Origin of the sequence: Amycolatopsis sp. NPDC088138, assembly GCF_044741685.1 — a bacterium.
In the GTDB taxonomy this organism is placed as follows: domain Bacteria; phylum Actinomycetota; class Actinomycetes; order Mycobacteriales; family Pseudonocardiaceae; genus Amycolatopsis.
This window is the reverse complement of sequence record NZ_JBIUTB010000009.1, coordinates 289,702-306,917: the sequence shown is the minus strand read 5'-3', so window position 1 is coordinate 306,917 and position 17,216 is coordinate 289,702. Positions and strand designations below refer to the sequence as shown.

The following is a 17,216-nucleotide window of genomic DNA, read 5'->3' as shown; positions in this document are numbered from 1 at the left end:
ACGCGCCTCACCCGGCACGGCGGGCCAGGGTGAATCCGGTCGCCGTCAGCGCGACGGCGGTCAGCGCCGCGAAGACCACCGGCCCCGGCATGCTCAGCAGGGCCGTCCCACTGAACGGCAGCGCGGTCATCGGCACCTTCACGAGCGCGGCCAGCGCGGTCTCCGCGACCAGCGTCCACACGGCGAAGACCCCGATGGCGGCCGCGGTGTGCCGCAGCAGCCCGCCGAGCGCGACCCCGGCGAGTCCGGAAAGGACGGTCAGCAGCAGCACCTCCGAGACGGCCCTGCCCGCCGCCCCCGCGTCGGCGGGCAGGACCCCTCCCCCGGCCAGCACCCCGGCCGCGGCGAGTGCCACCATCAGCAGCCCGCCGAGCAGCCCGAGCCCGCCGGAGACCAGGGCCCGCGCGGCGACGATCCGCGCGGGCGAGCGCAGCACGAGCCGCGTGGTGGCGAGCGTCCCGTGCTGGTGGTCGAGCCCGAACGCGGCGACCCCGACCGCCGCGACGAGCAGCGCCCCGAGCCGCGCGACCAGGCCGAACGACGAGGTGAACGCGTCGAGGTCACCGAGGTCGCGTTTGAGCCCCCAGTACAGCCCGGACGCGAACTGCAGCACCCCGGCGGCGAGCAGCAGCAGCCAGGTCGACCGCAGCGACCGGGCGCGGATCCATTCGTAGGCCAAGGCGTTCTTCACGACAGCTCCTCACGCTGCAGGTTCGCGCGCCAAGCGGCACTTTCACGTGAAAGTGCCGCCTTCGCGGGGTTCACGACGGCTCCCCTCGGTGGCGCACCGCGGCGGCCACGGTCGCGAACCGCGCGGCAAGCTCGCATTGCCGCACCGAAGCGGCGGCTGCGGTCGCGAACCACGCGGCGGGCCCGAGCGCAGCTCACCGCAGCATCTCCCGCTGCCGGTTTGCAGCGCCAGGCAGCACTTTCACGTGAAAGTGCCGCTTTCGCGGGGTTCACGACGACTCCCCTCGGTGGCGCACCGCGGCCACGGTCACGAACCGCACGGCAAGCGCACGCTGCCGGTTCGCAACGCCGCGCGGCACTTTCACGTAAAAGTGCCGCTCCCGCGCGACTCATGACGGCTCCCCTCGGTGGAACACCGCGGCCACGGTCACGAACCACGCGGCACGCTGCCGGATCGCAACGCCACGCGGCACTCTCACGCGAAAGCGCCACCCCCGCCCGACTCACGACAACGCCCCTCGGTGGCACACCGCGGCCACGGTCACGAACCACGCGGCACGCTGCCGGTTCGCAACGCCACGCGGCACTTTCACGTGAAAGTGCCGCTTCCGCGGGGCTCACGACGGCTCCCCCCGATGCCGGACCGCGGCGGCGGTCGCGGCGAGGAAGGCGTCCTCCAGGCCGCTGCGGCGGACGAACAGCTCCCGCACCCCCACCCCGGCCCGGGCGGCCACCGCGGCCACCCGCTCGGTATCGGCGGTGTCCACCGCCAGCTCCCCCTCGGTCTCCTGCCGCACCCGCAAGCCGTCCCGGGTCAGCGCGACCATCAACGCGGGCGCGCCGGCCGTGCGCACCACCACGTCGGCGTGTGCGTGACGGGCGACGAAGGCGTCCAGTGGGCCCGCCGAGACCAGGCGGCCGTCGCCGATGACGATCAGGTCGTCGGCCAGCTGCGACATCTCGGCCAGCAGGTGTGACGACGCGAAGACCGTGCGGCCCTCGCCCGCCAGGCGGCGCAGCAGGTCGCGGATCCAGCGCACGCCCTCGGGGTCCAGGCCGTTGGCCGGCTCGTCGAGGATGAGGTACTCCGGGTCGCCGAGCAACGCCGTCGCCAGGCCCAGGCGCTGTTTCATGCCCAGGCTGAACCGTCCGGCAGGGCGGCCCGCGACGGACTCCAGCCCGACCGTGGCCAGCACCTCACGCACCCGCCGGGCCGGGAGCCCGCCACCCGCGGCGACCATCCGCAGGTGCGCGGCGGCCGTGCGGGCCGGGTGGATCGCGCCCGCGTCGGTGAGCACGCCCACCGCGCGCAGCGGGTCCGCGACCTGCGCGTACGTGCGGCCGCCGAACGTCGTACGCCCCGCGCCGCGCTCCAGGCCGAGCATGAGCCGGATGGTCGTCGACTTCCCGGCGCCGTTCGGGCCCAGGAACCCCGTCACGACGCCCGGGCGCACGGTGAACGACAGGTCCTCGACGCCGGCGCCGCCGCGGTAACGCCGCGTCAGCCCCTCCGCGACGATCATCGCCGCACCGGCTCACCCGCGTCGCGGCGGCCGAAGGCGAACCACAGCAGGCAGCCCAGGAACGGCGCGCAGAACGCGAAGACGACCCACACCAGCTTCATGCCCCCGGTCAGGCGCGAGCCGAGGATGCTGAACAACGCGGACACGAACAGCACGACGAAGGCCAGCAGGACCGCGCCGGTCAGGCCGAGCGCGAGCCACGACCACGTCGTCGCGTGGTCCTGAACGGCGGCGAGCGGACTCATCGGGGTTCTCCTCACGGGATCGGTGACTGTCCAGTCCACGATCGCCGCCGGGGCACGCCCGCACATCGGATCTTCGGCTCTGCCGGGATAAGCGGAAAGTACTAGACCCGCGCCGGGGCGAACCGCAGGCCGCACACCGTTCCCGGGACGTCCTCGAGCAGCTCGGCCAGCGCCGCGCCCACCCGATCGGGGGCGCCCGAGCTGCGCCGCAGCAGGTCGGACGTCCGTTCGGCGACGGTCTCCGCCACGAACCGGTACACCTCCTCCGGCGGGCCGGTCCGGAACCGCTCCGGCTGGTGGTGCTCGATCGAGTCGCCGATCACCGCGCCCGCGTTGGCGACGACGTCCGGGACGCACAGCACACCGCGCCGGGCCAGGATCCGCTCCACCTCGCGGTTCGTGTACGGGCAGTTCGCGCCGCTGACGACGACCCGGCACCGCAGCCGCTCCGCGACGCGCTCGTCCACGACACCTGATGCCGAGCACAGGACAAGCAGCTCTTCCGGCCGCGCCCACCACGCCGAGAGCGGGTGCAGCGGGGTGCAGCCCGGCAGCAGCGGCGCGGCCGGGTCGTGGTCGTACGTCGTGACGCGGGCGCCGCCGGCCGCCAGCAACGCGGCCACCGCGGCCCCGGTCTTCCCGACGCCGTGCACCAGCACGCCCCGCCCGCCGACGTCGCCGCCCGCGGCCTGGCGGACGGCCGCGACGACACCGTGCGCGGTGGCGAGGCTCGCGTCGACCGCGCTGCCGACCCCGGCGAGCACGTACGGCGACAGTCCACTGAGGACTCGCATGTCCTCGGCGGTGGTGTTCATGTCGCAGCCGGTGTAGAGCCGCCCGGCGTGGCGGTCGAGCACCTCGCCGACGGCCCGCATCAGCGCGAGCCGGTCCACTGTGGACGGGTCGGCGACGGCGGTGAGCTTCGCCCCGGAGAACCCGGTGCGGTACAGCGCGTGCTTGACGGTCATGCGGCGGGCGAGCCGGAGCCCGTCCGCCAGTGCGTGGCGTTCGGTGCCGTAGGGCAGCACCCGCAGGCCGCCGTTGGCCGGCCCGGCCGCCGGATCGTCCTCGCGCACCACGAACACCGTCACGCCGGCACCGGTGCGGATCCGCTCGACCGCCGGTCTCATCTCAGCGCCCCCGCGCGCCACAGGTCCGGGCGCAGCGCACCCGGGGTGACGTCGTGGGCGGTCCGGCCGTCGAGAGCGAGGTCGGCGCAGACCTCCCCCAGCAGCGGGGCGATCTTGAAGACCCAGCCGGTCGCGCAGACGACGACGTCAGGCAGGCCGGGCGCGAAGTCGAGGACGAGCTCCCGGGCCAGCGTGCCGGGCTCGCCGGGCCGGGTGAGCAGGCCGCACAGGCACGCCGACGGGTCGACCGGCGCCGGGTCCAGCCACGGCAGGTGCTCTCCCACCCAGCGCCCCATCCGCGCCACGACCTGCGCGTCCACTTCACGCCGGGACGGCGGCTCGGCCGAGACGGCGGCCGGGTGGTTGACGCCGATGCGCACGAAACCCGGGCGGTCCCAGGCCAGCTCCGGGAACCCGTAGTACAGCCCGGGATCACCGGCTCGCGGGGCCTGGAACGTGATCCAGGTGGGCAGCGCGCCCGCGGGTTCGCGGGTGCGGAAGTAGGCCGAGACCATGGTCCAGGTCGTGGTGGCCAGCTCGAACCCGAGCAGCCGCAGGACGGCGTTCGTCTCCGGCCCGGCGGCGACCACCAGCTTCGCGCCGTGGAAGACGTCGCCGGCCGCGGTCTCGACCCGCACCCCGCCGTCCCCGGTGTGGATCGCGACGACGTCCTGTCCCCGCCGCAACGCCACCCGCCCGGACGCCGCGGCCGCGCGGTGGAACGCCCGCAGCGTCGCCTTGACGTTGGTCGCGGCGCCGTCCGGCTGGAAGAACCCGGTCCACCGGTCCGGGATCCCGGTGAAGCCGAAGCGGCGCGTCACGTCGGCCGCGGTCAGCCGGTCGAACGGCAGGTCCAGCTCGGTCATCACGGCGAGGACGGCGTCGATCTGCCCTTCCGCACCGGCCGCGCGCGGGTCGCCGAACCACAGGCAGCCGGTCTGAGTGGCCAGGTCCTCGGTGGTGCGCTCCTGCAGCTCCGCCCACAGCGGCCGGGACGCCAGCACCAGCCGCGAGACGGCGGGGTCGTCGTACTGGAGCCGGAACTGCCTGGACGTGCCTCCGGACGCCGTCTCGTCGTGGAGGAAGTCACGTTTCTCCAGCACCAGCGCGGTGTTCCCGCGCTTGGCCGCGGCGTGGGCGGTGGCGAGCCCGACGGCTCCCCCGCCCACGACGATCAGGTCGGCCGGGCCGTCCATCCGCACCCCTTTCGGCGCCGGCGCGGTCGCACCCGGCCCCTAGATCACTACCGGGCCGACGGCGTGGTCCACGGGCCGTTCACCTGAAGGTGTCGCCCACCTTCGACTTGTCAACCCGTAGATAGTGTTGGGAATTCACCAATCACGAGCCCTACGGAAGTCGGCTCCGGCGACGTGTGTCCGAAGGGTAAATTTCCCCAAGCGCGCGCAAATCCGGCAAATCCCCGTCCCCCACGAGGAGTCTTCCGATGTCCAGGAAGTTCGCCCTGACCGGCGCTGTCGCGCTCGCGATCGCGCTCACCCCGCTCGCCGCGGGCACCGCGACCGCCGCACCGGCCTCCACCCAGCAGGAAGCCGCCGTCACCACGGTCTACTACAGCACGTCGGGCGCCCCGTCGTTCCGTTCGCAGATCAACCAGGGTGCCGCGAACTGGAACAGCAGTGTGACCAACGTCAAGCTGGTCGAGCGGTCCTCCGGCGCCAGCCTGCGCTACGTCGAGGGCAACGACCCCCGCGGCTCGTACGCCCAGACCAACGGCCACGGCAGCGGCACCATCTTCATCGACTACGCCCAGGCCCAGCAGTACTACCCGGTCCGGATCACCGCGCACGAGACCGGCCACGCCCTCGGCCTGCCGGACCACTACTCGGGCCCGTGCTCCGAGCTGATGTCCGGTGGCGGCCCCGGCACGTCCTGCCGCGTCGCGGTCCCGAACTCGGCCGAGCGCTCCCGGGTGAACTCCCTGTGGGCCAACGGTTTCGCCGCGAACAACAACGCGCCGGAGCAGCGCATCTACGAGGACGGCACGGTCCTGACCTTCTGACCGGCCCCCGGCACCACCGAGCGGCCCCCGGACCTGGTCCGGGGGCCGCTCGGCGCGTTCAACGTGCGCGACCGGCGTGCGTGATCAACGATCGAGAGGTGAAGACACCGCAGCCCCACGTGCTCGTCCTGTTCGGAGCCACCGGTGACCTCGCGCGCCGGAAGCTGTTCCCCGGGCTCTTCCGCCTCTACACGGCGAAGATGCTGCCCGAAGGGTTCGCGATCGTCGGGTCCGGGCGGCACTCGCCGGGCACCGACGACGAGTTCCGCGACCGCATCGGCGACGCCCTGCGCGACACCCTCGGCGACGACTTCGACGAAACCGCCTGGCGCGAGTTCGCCGGACGGCTCTCCTTCCGCACCTCGTCCGCCGACGACGGCGACGAGCTCGCCCGGCACGTCCGTGACCAGCGCGAACGCCTCGGCGACGACGCCAGGACCCTGCTCTACCTCTCGGTGCCGCCCGGCGCGATGACCGGGATGGTCGCCATGCTCGGCGGGACCGGCCTGGCCGACGGCGCCCGCCTGGTGCTCGAGAAGCCGTTCGGCAGCGACCTCGAGTCGTCGCGCGAGCTCAACGCCGCGCTGCACGAGGTGTTCGCCGAGGACCAGATCTTCCGGATCGACCACTTCCTCGGCAAGGAGGCGGTGCAGAACATCCTCGTGTTCCGCTTCGCCAACGGCCTGGTCGAGTCGCTCTGGAACCACGACCACATCGCCTACGTCCAGATCGACATCCCCGAGGAGATCGGCATCGAAGGCCGCGCCGCCTTCATGGAGTCGACCGGCACCTTCCGCGACATGGTCTCCACCCACCTGCTGCAGGTCCTCGGCTTCCTCGCGATGGAGCCGCCGCCGGAGATCAGCGCCGAGTGGCTGCGCGCCGAGAAGCACAAGCTCTACCGCAGCCTCCGGCCGCTCGACCCGGACAAGGTCGTGTTCGGCCAGTACGAGGGCTACCGCGACGAAGAGGGCGTCGACGACGCTTCGGACGTCGAGACGTTCGTCGCGCTGGAGGCCCGGATCGACAACTGGCGCTGGCAGGGCGTGCCGTTCTACCTGCGCACCGGCAAGGCGCTGGCCCAGACCCGCCGCACCGTGACCATCGGGCTGCAGGAGCCGCCGCTGGCCATGTTCACCGGCGAAGACGACCTCGGCGGCGGCAACGAGCTCGTCTTCGAGCTCACCGAGCAGCCGCAGCTCACGCTGGAGCTGCGGGCGAAGCGGCCCGGCGCGGACCTGTCGGTCGGCAAGGCCGCGCTGACCCTCGACGTCGCCGGCATCTTCGACGGCGTCGAGCCGCTGGAGGCCTACCAGAAGCTGCTGCTGGACGTCATGCGCGGCGACCACACGCTGTTCAGCAGCGCCGCGGAGATCGAACGGCTCTGGCAGGTCTGCGAGCCCGTCCTGGAGGCGCCGCCGAAGGTCCTGCCCTACGCGAAGGGGTCGTGGGGTCCCGAGGCGGCGCTGCGCCTGCCCGGCGAACGCGGCTGGCGGGTCCCCGAGTGACCTACCTGCCGATCGCCGAGCACGGCCTGGTCGGCGACCTGCGCACCGCGGCGCTCGTCGGCACCGACGGCCGGGTCAGCTGGTTCTGCGCGCCGCGGTTCGACTCGCCGAGCGTCTTCGGGGCGCTGGTGGACGCCGAGGCCGGCGGCGACTGGGAGCTGGCGCCGGTGTGCGAGGTCACCGCGCGCCACCAGTTCTACTTCCCGGACACGAACATCCTCATCACCCGGTTCCTCACCGAGGACGGCATCGTCGAGCTGCAGGACTTCATGCCGATCCTGCGCCCGCACGACGGCGAGCACCGGCAACGGCTGGTGCGGCGGGTGGTCAACATCCGCGGGCACGTCCGGATGCGCACCCGGGTGCGCCCGCGCTTCGACTACGGCCGCGAAGCTCCCGAGGTGTCCCAAAAGGACGGAAGGATCTCGTTCCGGGGCAAGGAACTCCGGCTCTGCCTCGACTCGTCGGTCACTTTGGACACCGGCGGCGAGGACGCCTCGGCCGAGTTCGACGTCACCGCGGGCGACACCGAGCTGTTCGTCCTCGAAGTGCTCGAAGACGACACCAGCCGCCCGCCGGCCGACGCGCAGGACCTGTTCGACGCGACCGTCGGGTTCTGGCGCGACTGGCTGTCCCGCTCGTCCTACACCGGCCGGTGGCGGGAAATGGTGCACCGCTCGGCGCTGACGCTGAAGCTGCTCACCCACGAGCCGAGCGGCGCGATCGTCGCCGCGCCCACCCTCGGCCTGCCCGAGCGGATCGGCGGCGAACGCAACTGGGACTACCGGCACGTCTGGCTGCGCGACGCCGGGTTCTCGCTGTACGCGTTGCTGCGCCTGGGGTTCACCGACGAAGCCGAGGCGTTCGTCGGCTGGCTGACCGACCGCGTCTCCGACGACCGCGACGGCGACCTCGGCCCGCTGCGCGTCCTGTACTCCATCGACGGCGACGCCGATCTCACCGAACAGGAGCTGGACCACCTCGAGGGCTACCGCGGCTCCCGCCCGGTGCGCGTGGGCAACGGCGCGGCCGAGCAGCTGCAGCTGGACGTCTACGGCGAGGTCATCGACTCGATCTACCTGTTCGACAAGTACGGCAAGGGTATTTCGCACGCCAGCTGGGCAAGCCTGTGCACGATGCTGGACTGGCTGCTGGAGAACTGGGACCGCCCCGACCACGGGATCTGGGAAACCCGGTCGGGGCAGCGGAACCACACGTTCTCCCGGCTGATGAGCTGGGTCGCGGTGGAGCGGATGGTCCGGGTGGCGCGCCGCCGTGGCCTGCCCGCCGACCTGACGCGCTGGACGTCGGTCCGCGACGAGATCTACACGCGGATCCAGGAGCACGGCTGGAACGAGGAGATCGGCGCGTTCGTCCAGCACTGCGAACCCGAGCCCGGCACCGCGCTCGACGCGTCGCTGCTGCTGATGCCGATGGTGAAGTTCTGCTCCCCCACCGACCCGCGGTTCCTGTCCACTGTGGAACGCATCGGCGAAGAGCTGGTGCTGGACACGCTGGTGTTCCGCTACGACCCGGAGGAGGCACCCGACGGCCTCGACGGCTCGGAGGGCACGTTCTCGCTCTGCTCGTTCTGGTGGGTGGAGGCGCTCACGCGCGCCGGCCGCACCGACGACGCGCGGCTGGCGCTGGAGAAGATGTTCACCTACGCCAACCACGTCGGGCTCTACGCCGAGCAGATCGGGCTCACCGGGGAGCAGCTGGGCAACTTCCCGCAGGCGTTCACCCACCTGTCGCTGATCAGCGCGGCGCTGAACCTGGACCGCGCCCTGGACAGCTAGTGCCGTGCATCCGAGGTTCGTCACCAGGGCCCGGCAGCGCGCCCCAAGGCGGCCTTGGGTGCGTCTCACGTACCGAAGTCCACCTTCGGTGCGTGCCAGCTCGCGCGGGATTCGTCCGGCAGGCGATGCACCCAATGTGGCGTTGGGTGCATCCAACGCACCCAACGCCACATTGGGTGCACCACACTTCGGAACAAGCAGCCTCAGGAGCCCCTGCCGGTGAAATCGGGGCGACCGGAGGCGGCCCGGCCACTACAGTGGGCCGATGGTTTCGGTGAAACAGGTCCAGGTCACCTTCGACTGCGCGGATCCCGAGCGGGTCGCCCGATTCTGGTGCGAGGTGCTGGGCTACGTCGTCCCGCCGCCACCGCCGGGGTTCGCTTCCTGGGAGGACTACGACCACTCGCTGCCCCTCGAGCACCAGGGTTCCGCGTTCGCCTGCGTCGATCCCACGGGTGCCGGCCCGCGGCTGTTCTTCCAGCGGGTTCCCGAGGGCCGGGTCGTCAAGAACCGGGTGCACCTCGACGTGCGCGCCGGCACCGGGCTCGTGGGCGAAGAGCGCCTGGCCGCCCTGATGGCCGAGCGCGACCGCCTGATCGCCCTCGGCGCGGTCTGCGTGCAGGTCCTCTACGCCGACGAACACAACGAGTCGTGCATCCCGATGCAGGACATCGAGGGCAACGAGTTCTGCCTCGACTGACCCCGGCTACCAGGGGTTGTTGAAACCGTCGCCGTCGTCGTCGGGGTCCGCTGCCCGGTGACGGCGGCCGCGGCGCGGCTCCGACGGCGTCGACGCCCCAGGCCCGGTCCCCGGCGTCGGGGCGAACGGGGACGCCGCCCCCGCGCCCGGCTCCCCCGCGAAGCCCTCCGGCTCGAAGCTCTGCGGGCCACCGGCGTCGCGGACGCCCCAGCCGGACTTGGTCTTGCGGTTCGCCATCTCCCGCACGTGCTGGACGTACCGCTCGGCCGCCTGGACCTGCTTGGTCATGTACTCCTGGGACTTGGCCTTGATCTCCTCACCCTGCTGCTCGCGCAGGGCCCGGCGTTCGGCCTGCTCGCGGACGAGGCCGTCGAGGCCGGCCTTCATGCCCGCCATCTCGTCGCTCATGCGTCCTCCTCAGCCCGCGCTCACCACCGGCGGGGGGCCGGTGGCTCCTCGTCGTCCAGCGTGCCGACGATCCGGCCGGTGGGTTCGGCCATCGGCTCGAAGACCGCGCCCTCGATCCGGTACGCGCGGTTCGACCGCTCCTGGTCCCCGCCGCCCTGGCCGCCGCCGCCCATGCCGCCCATCGGCATGCCGCCGCCCATCGACTGACCGGGCTGGCCGTTCGCGCCCATCGCCGCGCCGGCTGGTGCGAACGCCGGCGCCGCCGTCTGCGGCATCCCGGCGCCGGCGCCACTGTGGACGCCCTCCGACAGCGACGGCGTCTCACCGAGCGAGCCCGACACCGCGCCGACGCCACCGCCGCCGAGACCGGCCGTGGACAGCGCGTGGGCACCGCCCCCGCCGCCGCCCGACGCGCCGGCCCCGTCGAGGGTGCCGCTGTGCTTGGGCAGGTCGTCGACCTTCGCGTCCGGCGTGTCGCCGAGGGCGTGCGCCGGGTCGCTCTTGGTCTCGCCGCTGAGCGCGTCGTCGAGGTGCTTCCGGGCGTCGTCGTCCAAGCCGCCGGACGAGGTGTCGTCCTCGCCGAGGGTGTAGGTCGTCGGCTTGCCGGTGCCGTCGTCGACGGTCACGACCGTCGGCCCGTCCGGACCGTCGGGCCGCTCGGCGGTGATCTTGACGTCGCCGTCCTGGATGTGGATCTTGCCGTCCGCGCCCGGGTGGTAGACGCCGTCGGCGTCCGGCTTCCCCGGGTCGTCCGAGCCGGCGACGCCGAGGTCGGTCTTGGCGGCGTCACCGTCGGGCCAGTCGAGCTTGAAGTCCTTCGCCGGGCCGTCGCCTTCGCCGACCTTGATGTCCATCTTGCCGTCGGCGTCCGGCTCGGTCATCTCGAAGGTCTTGTCACCCTGCTTGACCTTCAGGTGGTCGAGCTTCTCGTCACCGTCGGGCTTGCCGTCGCCGTCCTTGTCGGTGTCGGTGTCGGGCTTGCCGTCACCGTCCAGGTCGGACTTGCCGTCGTCGAGCAGGCCGTCGCCGTCCTGGTCGGTCTTGATGCCGTCGCCGTCGAGCTTGTCCAGGGCGTCGGACGCCTGCTTCTTGGCGTCCTCCGCGGCCTTTTCGGCGGCGTCCTTGCCGTCCGCGGCCGGGTCGGAGCCGGAATCCGAGCCGGAGCCCGATCCCGCGTCGTCGCCGAGGCCACTACCGCCGCCACTGCCGCTGCCGCCGAGGCCCGAACCGTCGTCGGTCTTGATGCCCTCACCGCTGAACTCGCTCAGCGCGTCGGCCGCCTTCTTCTTGGCCGCTTCCGCCGCCGCGGCGGCCGCGTCCTGGCCACCGCCGGCTCCCGAGCCGGACCCGGTTCCCGACGGCGAGGTGTCGTCGCCACCGAGGCCGCTGCCCCCGCTGCCGCTTCCGCCGCCGGTGTCACCACCGCCGCCGAGGCCGCCCGCACCGGAGCCGTCGTCGGTCTTGATGCCCTCGCCGCTGAACTGGCTCAGCGCGTCGGCGGCCTTCTTCTTGGCCTCCTCCGCTGCTGCGGCCGCGGCAGCCTGACCGTCCGAAGACGGCGTCGTGTCGTCGCCACCGCCCGAGCCCCCGCCACCGGACGTGTCCGGAATGGACGGCATCGGCCCGCCACCACCGGCGCCCGAGCCGGACCCGGAACCACCGCCCGAGCCCGAACCGGAACCACCGGGGATGTCCGGGATCGGCGGCACGTTGCCGCCGCCACCGGAACCGGAGCCCGAACCGTCACCGCCGCCCGAGCCGCCGCCGGAAGCACCGGACGGCGTGTCGAAGTCCGGGATCGGCGGCACGTTGCCGCCACCGCCACCCGAACCCGAGCCACCGGAACCCGAACCGGACCCCGAGCCACTGCCGGAGCCGCCGGAGCCCGAGCCGGACCCGCCGGAACCGGAACCGCCGGCACCCGAGCCGTCACCGCCACCCGAGCCGCCGCTGCCCGAGCCCGAACCGCCGCCGTAACCGCCGTTGCCCGAACCCGAACCGGAGCCCGAACCCGAGCCCGAACCGCCGCCGGAGCCACCGGAGCCGGAGCCCGAACCGCCACCGGAGCCGCCGGTGCCGGCGCCCTCGAACTCGTTCTTGACCTTGCCCATGACCTTGTCGAGCTCGTCGTAGGCCTGGTCGACGAGGTCCTTGGTGTCCTTGCAGGTCTTGGCGAAGCCCTGGTAGAGCCGGTCCCACATGTCGGGGTTGAACTGGTTCTGGATCCACTGCTTGGCCAGGTCCTGGCCGTGCTTCTTGATCTCGTCGCCGTCGCAGCAGCCCTGGTCGTTGAGCGTCTTGACCAGGTTGGTGCCGAAGTTGGCGTCCATCCAGCCCGCGATCTGGGCCAGGTCCTTCTCGTTGCCGTGCTCGCCGCTGGCGACCGCGATGACCTTCTGCGCCATCGTGTAGTCGGCCTTGCCGACCAGGTCGGTGTACATCCCGATGACCGCGTCGGCCTTGCCCTTGCACAGCTGGAAGACCGTGGTGGCGGTGCTGAGCGTCGCCTCGCCCGCGTTGCCGAGGGTCTGGGACAGCTTGTTCGCCTTGGGCAGGATCTTGTCGTTGTAGTTGTCCGACGACGCGTCGGCGCCGGCGCCGGTCCAGCTCTTGTACAGGCTGGACAGCTCGGTGCCGGTGTTCTCCACCGTCTTGTCCACTGTGGTCGAGCCGGTCTTGAAGTGGGCGGCGTCCTCGACGAAGTTCTGGAAGCTGATGCCGCGCTGCTCGTCGAACGGCTTGCGGATGTCCTTGTCCAGATCGAGCGCGCGGGTGTTGCCGCGGCAGTCGTCCGGGACCTTCGCCAGCAGCGACCCGAACGTCTCGAACAGCTTGAGCGCGGGGGCGGCGGCGTCGAAGATCTCGTCGGACGTCTTCGTGCCGGTGCTGCCGGCGCTGCCCGAGTCGTCCGCGGCCGGGGGCTTGGTGTCGTCGAGCTTCTTCTTGCCGTCGTCGACGGCCTTCTTCTCCTGGTCCTCGTTGTAGCTGGCCTGGTCGCCCGCCTTCTTGGCGGTGTCGTAGGCCTCGTCGAGCGGGACGCCGGAGAAGAGCGGGTTCGCGTTGTAGGCGGTGGCGAGCTTCTCGGCTTCCTGCCGCTTCGCCTTGATGTCGTCCGGTTCCTGGTCGGCCAGGAACGGCGGGGGCGGCGGGTTGTCCCGCATCCAGCTGCTGATCAGCACGGTCTTCGTCTGGGCGGGCACGCTCGGGTCGTCGAGCACCGCCTTGACCTCGGTCCAGGTCTTGGCCATTACAGATCAGCCCCCGCGGTGTCGATCGCGCCCGCCTGGTTGTCCTCGTTCGCGCTGTAGGTGCTGCCCGCGGTGCCGAGGTTCGTGCCGAACGAGCCCAGCGTGCTGCTGTAGCCGCTGACCGCGGCCCAGAGCGCCTGCACGCCGGCGGTGTACTTCGTCGCGTGCGCGCCGTGGGCCTGCCCGAAGCCCGCCGCGTCGACGGGTGTGCTCGACAGGTCCGGGTTGTCGTCCAGCAGCTGTTCCGAAAGCTGGCCGATGTTCTTGGACGCCGACGACAACGCTTCGGTTGTCGCCGTGTACCCCCCGCTCATTTCAGAGCCTCTCGTCAGATCCGCCGGTCACGCCCGCGAGCGCTTCCTCTAGCACTTCGGCCACCGAACCCACGTCGGTGAACCGGTCGAGCTCGTCCAGGTCGATCGTCACCCGGAAGTAGACCTCCAGCGCCGCCAGCAGCTTGATCCGGCCCTTGGAGTCGATACCCAGCTCCTCGAGGGGAGCGTCGGGCTCGACGCCGGCGGGGTCGAGCATGAAGGTCTCGCTGACGACCTTCGTGACCTCGGCGCGGTGATCACCCACGAGAATCACCATAACGTGCCTTGGCGGCCGAACGGGCGACCTTGCCACTGGATGTGCGCGGAAGTCCGCCGGAAGGGACCAGACGTACCGAACGCAGCGTGAGGTCGTGTTCGCGCGAGACGGCGCGGAGCACGGCCCTGGTGACCTCCTTGACGTCGATACCGTCGATGTCGGCGTCGCGCGCCCATTCGGCGACCACGACGGCGCCCTCGCCGCCGGTGCCGGTCACGCCGAACGCGGCGACCCGGTCCCGGCGGACCGCGGGGTGCGCCTCACCCGCCGCCGCTTCGATGTCCTGCGGGTGGAAGTTGCGGCCGTCGACGACGATGAGATCCTTGATCCGGCCGGTGATGTAGAGCTCACCGCGGTGCACGACACCGAGGTCGCCGGTGCGCAGCCAGCCGCGGAGGCCGTCGAGCGTGGCACCGAACGCGGCGCCGTCACCTCGGCCCCAGTACCCGGTCGCGACGTTCGGGCCGTGCAGCCAGATCTCGCCGACCTCGCCGTCGGGCCGCTCGAGCCCGTCGCGGACGATCCGCACCCGCTGCCCGACGGGACGCCCGACCGAGACGAGTTCCTGCCCGCCTGTCACTTCCACGGCCCGGCCCTGCGCGAGCGCGTCCCGGTCGAACACCGCGCCCCGCGGCCCTTCGGGGCCCGCGCTCGCGACGTAGACGGTGGCTTCGGCCAGGCCGTAGGACGGGCAGTGGGCCTCGCGGCGGAACCCGCGCGGGCCGAAGACCTCCTGGAACCGCTCGACCGTGCGGGGCCGGATCGGCTCGCTGCCGTTCAGGGCGACCCGGACGCCGGACAGGTCGAGGTCGTCACCCGCCTCGGCGGCCGCGTCGGCGGCGAGGTCGAAGGCGAAGTTCGGGGCGGCGGTGAACACCGCGGGGTAGTCGTGCAGCTGGCGCAGCCACCGCTGCGGCCGGTGCACGAACTCGGCGGGGGCCATGAACACCGACCGGCCGCCCGCGAAGACCGGCAGGCACAGCAGCTGGATCAGGCCCATGTCGTGGAAGAACGGGATCCAGCCGGCGCAGGTCGTGCCCTCGTCGACGGCGTAGGCCCGGCTGCCCTGCCAGCAGGCCGCGACGATCGCCCGGTGCGGGATCACCGCACCGGCGGGCTCGCGCGTCGAGCCGGACGTGTACTGGAGGTAGGCGGGGGTTTCCGGGCCGACCGGCACCGGGTCGGCACCCGGCCCGGCCACCTCGTCGACCACGACGAGGTGGTCGTGAACCCCGGCTTCGCGCACCCGCCCGGCCGCGGCCGAGGACGTCAGCCACACGCGGGCCCCGCAGTCGGCCAGCACGCCGGTGAGCCGCTCCCGCTGGCCACGGCTCGTCGGCGCCATCAGCGGCACCGCGACCAGGCCCGCGGCGAGCGCGGCGAAGAACGCGAGCGGGTAGTTCAGGTCCTGCCCGACGAGCACGGCGACGCGCTCCCCCGGCTCGGCGACCCGGCGCAGCTCGCCGGTCACCACGCGTACCCGGGCGGCGAACTCGGCCCACGTCAGCGTGTGCTCCGCACCGGCGGTGTGGTCCTGGTGCGTGAACAGCGGGCGGTCTTCGGCCGCGCGGGCGAAGAGGCACTCGACGATCGAGGTGCGCAGCACCTCTTCGGGCACGTTCACCGGCGGCGCGGGTGGACGGGACGCATGCCGGAAACCTACCGCGCGCCGTCGCCGGGCTAGGCTCGGGTCGTGGCGCGGACGTTCCGCTTGGCGGTGGCCCAGAGCGAAATAGTCGAAGATCCAGCTGACGTGGCCGCCCTGCGCGCGTCAGGCATCCGGCTGCGCGAACTCATGGTCGAGGCGCGGGACGCGGGCGCCCGGCTGGTGCAGTTCCCCGAGGGCGCGATCACCTACCCGCACAAGCGTGTGATGTCGGTGCACGGCCCGCAGCGGGTCGGCCCGGCCGACTGGACCCGCGCGGCGTGGCCGGTGCTGCGCGCGGAGGCCGAGGCGACCGCCGACCTGGCCGGCCGCCTGGGCATCTGGGTCGTGTTCGGCTCGATCCACCCGCTCAGCGGCGCGAACCGCCCGCACAACAGCCTGTACGTCGTGTCGGACACCGGAAAGCTGGTCGGCCGGTACGACAAGCGGTTCCTGTCGAACACCGAGCTGCGGTACCTGTACACGCCCGGGACCGAGCCGCTGGTCTTCGAGATCGACGGGCTGCGGTTCGGTTGCGCGCTGTGCATCGAGGTCAACTTCCCCGAGCTGTTCGCCGAGTACGAGCGCCTCGACGTCGACTGCGTGCTGGTATCGGTGATGGTGGACGACGCGCCGCGGGCCACGGTCGCGCAGGCGTACGGGACGCTGTTCAGCTACTGGCTCGGCTACGCGGTACCCGCCCAGTTCGCGGCGACGGTGCCGTCGGGGATCGTCGCGCCCGGGGGCCGGTGGATCGCGCGGGCGCCTTCGCGCGCGGAGCCGGCGCTGGCCATCGCGGACTTGGAGGTGACGGACGGGGAGGTCGCCACGGCGGTGCGGCTGGCGCGGCCTTGGCGCCGTACTGCGCAGGCTGGGCTTTACGACGACCACGTTGTTGTCGGTGACCCGCGAAGCGAAGATCGCGGCTCGTTCTGAGTCGGGCCTGGCGGAACCACCTGCCTGGGTGTGCTCCGGCCGGACCGGACACCCATGGTGACATCGCCGCCACCACGGCTCCGCCTCATCGGCCCGCCTCCACCACCCGCGAAGCGACGACCGCGGCTCCTTCCGCGCAAGACCTGACAGGAAACCGCCCGCCCCGGCCGGACCGGACTCCCCTCGTGACATCACCACCACCGCGGCGATCCACCTCATCGACCCGCCTCCACCACCCGCAAACAGCGACCGCGGCTCCTTCTGAGTGGGGCCTGACGGGAACCACCTGCCTAAGTGCGCCCGGCCGGACCGGACAGCCCACCCCTCGCGACACCGCCACCACCGCGGCGATCCACCCTCGCCGGCCCGCCTCCACCACCCACGAAGCGACGACCACGGCTCCTTCTGAGCGAGGGCTGACGGAAACCACCTGCCTAGGTCTGCCCCGACCGGACCGGACAGCCCACCCCCTCGTGACACCGCCACCACCGCGGCCATCCGCCTCATCGACCCCTCCGCCAGCCGCGAAGCGGCGACCGCGGCTCCGTCCGCGCAAGACCTGGCGGGAGCGTCTCGCCTCGGCCTGAACCTGGCGGGACATCTCACCTTTTCGGCGACCCCGTGCCCGCTGCCGCCGCGCCGCCGCAGCGGCCTGCCCCGTCGTGGGGGGGCCCCCCCGGGGGGGGCCCGCCCAGGGGGGGGGGCCCACCCCCCCGCCCCCCCCCCCCCCCCCCCCCCCCCCCCCCCGGCCCCCCCGCCACCCCCCCCCCCCG

15 protein-coding genes are annotated in these 17,216 nt (G+C 72.5%); 5 read left to right on the top strand and 10 right to left on the bottom strand.

Features of this window, described 5'->3' with window-relative positions; translation table 11 throughout:
- Positions 1-7: 7 nt before the first annotated feature.
- From ACIOD2_RS45855 to ACIOD2_RS45835, 5 genes are all read right to left on the bottom strand, one after another.
- The gene (locus ACIOD2_RS45855) at positions 8-691 is read right to left on the bottom strand and encodes a hypothetical protein (protein WP_400551955.1); all 684 of its coding nucleotides are present in this window, start codon (positions 689-691) and stop codon (positions 8-10) included.
- A 616-nt stretch (positions 692-1,307) separates the two neighbouring features.
- Positions 1,308-2,213: an ATP-binding cassette domain-containing protein gene (locus ACIOD2_RS45850; RefSeq protein WP_400551954.1), complete on the bottom strand. Its 906-nt coding sequence runs from the start codon at positions 2,211-2,213 to the stop codon at positions 1,308-1,310.
- Positions 2,210-2,458, bottom strand: a complete 249-nt coding sequence (locus tag ACIOD2_RS45845) for a PLD nuclease N-terminal domain-containing protein (protein WP_400551953.1) — start codon at positions 2,456-2,458, stop codon at positions 2,210-2,212. Before ACIOD2_RS45845 ends, ACIOD2_RS45850 begins: the two co-directional genes overlap by 4 nt.
- Positions 2,459-2,559: 101 nt before the next feature.
- The gene (locus ACIOD2_RS45840; RefSeq protein ID WP_400551952.1) at positions 2,560-3,588 is read right to left on the bottom strand and encodes a Glu/Leu/Phe/Val dehydrogenase dimerization domain-containing protein; all 1,029 of its coding nucleotides are present in this window, start codon (positions 3,586-3,588) and stop codon (positions 2,560-2,562) included.
- Positions 3,585-4,784, bottom strand: coding sequence for an FAD-dependent oxidoreductase (locus tag ACIOD2_RS45835; protein ID WP_400551951.1), 1,200 nt, complete (start codon positions 4,782-4,784; stop codon positions 3,585-3,587). Before ACIOD2_RS45835 ends, ACIOD2_RS45840 begins: the two co-directional genes overlap by 4 nt.
- A gap of 248 nt (positions 4,785-5,032) precedes the next feature.
- On the opposite strand from ACIOD2_RS45835, the gene ACIOD2_RS45830 reads away from it, so the two are divergent.
- From ACIOD2_RS45830 to ACIOD2_RS45815, 4 genes are all read left to right on the top strand, one after another.
- Positions 5,033-5,608: a snapalysin family zinc-dependent metalloprotease gene (locus tag ACIOD2_RS45830; RefSeq protein ID WP_400551950.1), complete on the top strand. Its 576-nt coding sequence runs from the start codon at positions 5,033-5,035 to the stop codon at positions 5,606-5,608.
- Positions 5,609-5,706: 98 nt separating this feature from the next.
- Positions 5,707-7,116 (top strand): glucose-6-phosphate dehydrogenase, encoded by a 1,410-nt coding sequence (gene zwf / locus ACIOD2_RS45825; protein WP_400551949.1) that lies wholly within the window; start codon positions 5,707-5,709, stop codon positions 7,114-7,116.
- Positions 7,113-8,915 carry a glycoside hydrolase family 15 protein gene (locus tag ACIOD2_RS45820; RefSeq protein WP_400551948.1) on the top strand — a complete coding sequence of 601 codons (1,803 nt, stop codon included), beginning with the start codon at positions 7,113-7,115 and terminating at the stop codon, positions 8,913-8,915. The genes zwf and ACIOD2_RS45820 overlap by 4 nt, the downstream gene beginning before the upstream one ends.
- Before the next feature lie 265 nt (positions 8,916-9,180).
- Positions 9,181-9,615, top strand: a complete 435-nt coding sequence (locus tag ACIOD2_RS45815) for a VOC family protein (RefSeq protein ID WP_400551947.1) — start codon at positions 9,181-9,183, stop codon at positions 9,613-9,615.
- 6 nt (positions 9,616-9,621) lie between these two features.
- Here ACIOD2_RS45815 and ACIOD2_RS45810 read toward each other — a convergent pair whose 3' ends face one another.
- From ACIOD2_RS45810 to ACIOD2_RS45790, 5 genes are read right to left on the bottom strand one after another with little or no spacing between them, the layout of a single operon-like run.
- Entirely contained in the window at positions 9,622-10,023 is a 402-nt protein-coding gene (locus ACIOD2_RS45810) for a hypothetical protein (RefSeq protein ID WP_400551946.1), read from the bottom strand.
- 20 nt (positions 10,024-10,043) lie between these two features.
- Positions 10,044-13,271, bottom strand: a complete 3,228-nt coding sequence (locus ACIOD2_RS45805; RefSeq protein ID WP_400551945.1) for a WXG100 family type VII secretion target — start codon at positions 13,269-13,271, stop codon at positions 10,044-10,046.
- Entirely contained in the window at positions 13,271-13,585 is a 315-nt protein-coding gene (locus tag ACIOD2_RS45800) for a hypothetical protein (RefSeq protein WP_400551944.1), read from the bottom strand. Before ACIOD2_RS45800 ends, ACIOD2_RS45805 begins: the two co-directional genes overlap by 1 nt.
- Before the next feature lies 1 nt (position 13,586).
- Entirely contained in the window at positions 13,587-13,850 is a 264-nt protein-coding gene (locus tag ACIOD2_RS45795) for an acyl carrier protein (RefSeq protein ID WP_400551943.1), read from the bottom strand.
- Positions 13,843-15,486, bottom strand: coding sequence for a fatty acyl-AMP ligase (locus tag ACIOD2_RS45790; protein WP_400551942.1), 1,644 nt, complete (start codon positions 15,484-15,486; stop codon positions 13,843-13,845). Before ACIOD2_RS45790 ends, ACIOD2_RS45795 begins: the two co-directional genes overlap by 8 nt.
- Before the next feature lie 69 nt (positions 15,487-15,555).
- On the opposite strand from ACIOD2_RS45790, the gene ACIOD2_RS45785 reads away from it, so the two are divergent.
- The gene (locus ACIOD2_RS45785) at positions 15,556-16,443 is read left to right on the top strand and encodes a carbon-nitrogen hydrolase family protein (RefSeq protein ID WP_400551940.1); all 888 of its coding nucleotides are present in this window, start codon (positions 15,556-15,558) and stop codon (positions 16,441-16,443) included.
- Positions 16,444-17,216 lie beyond the last annotated feature (773 nt).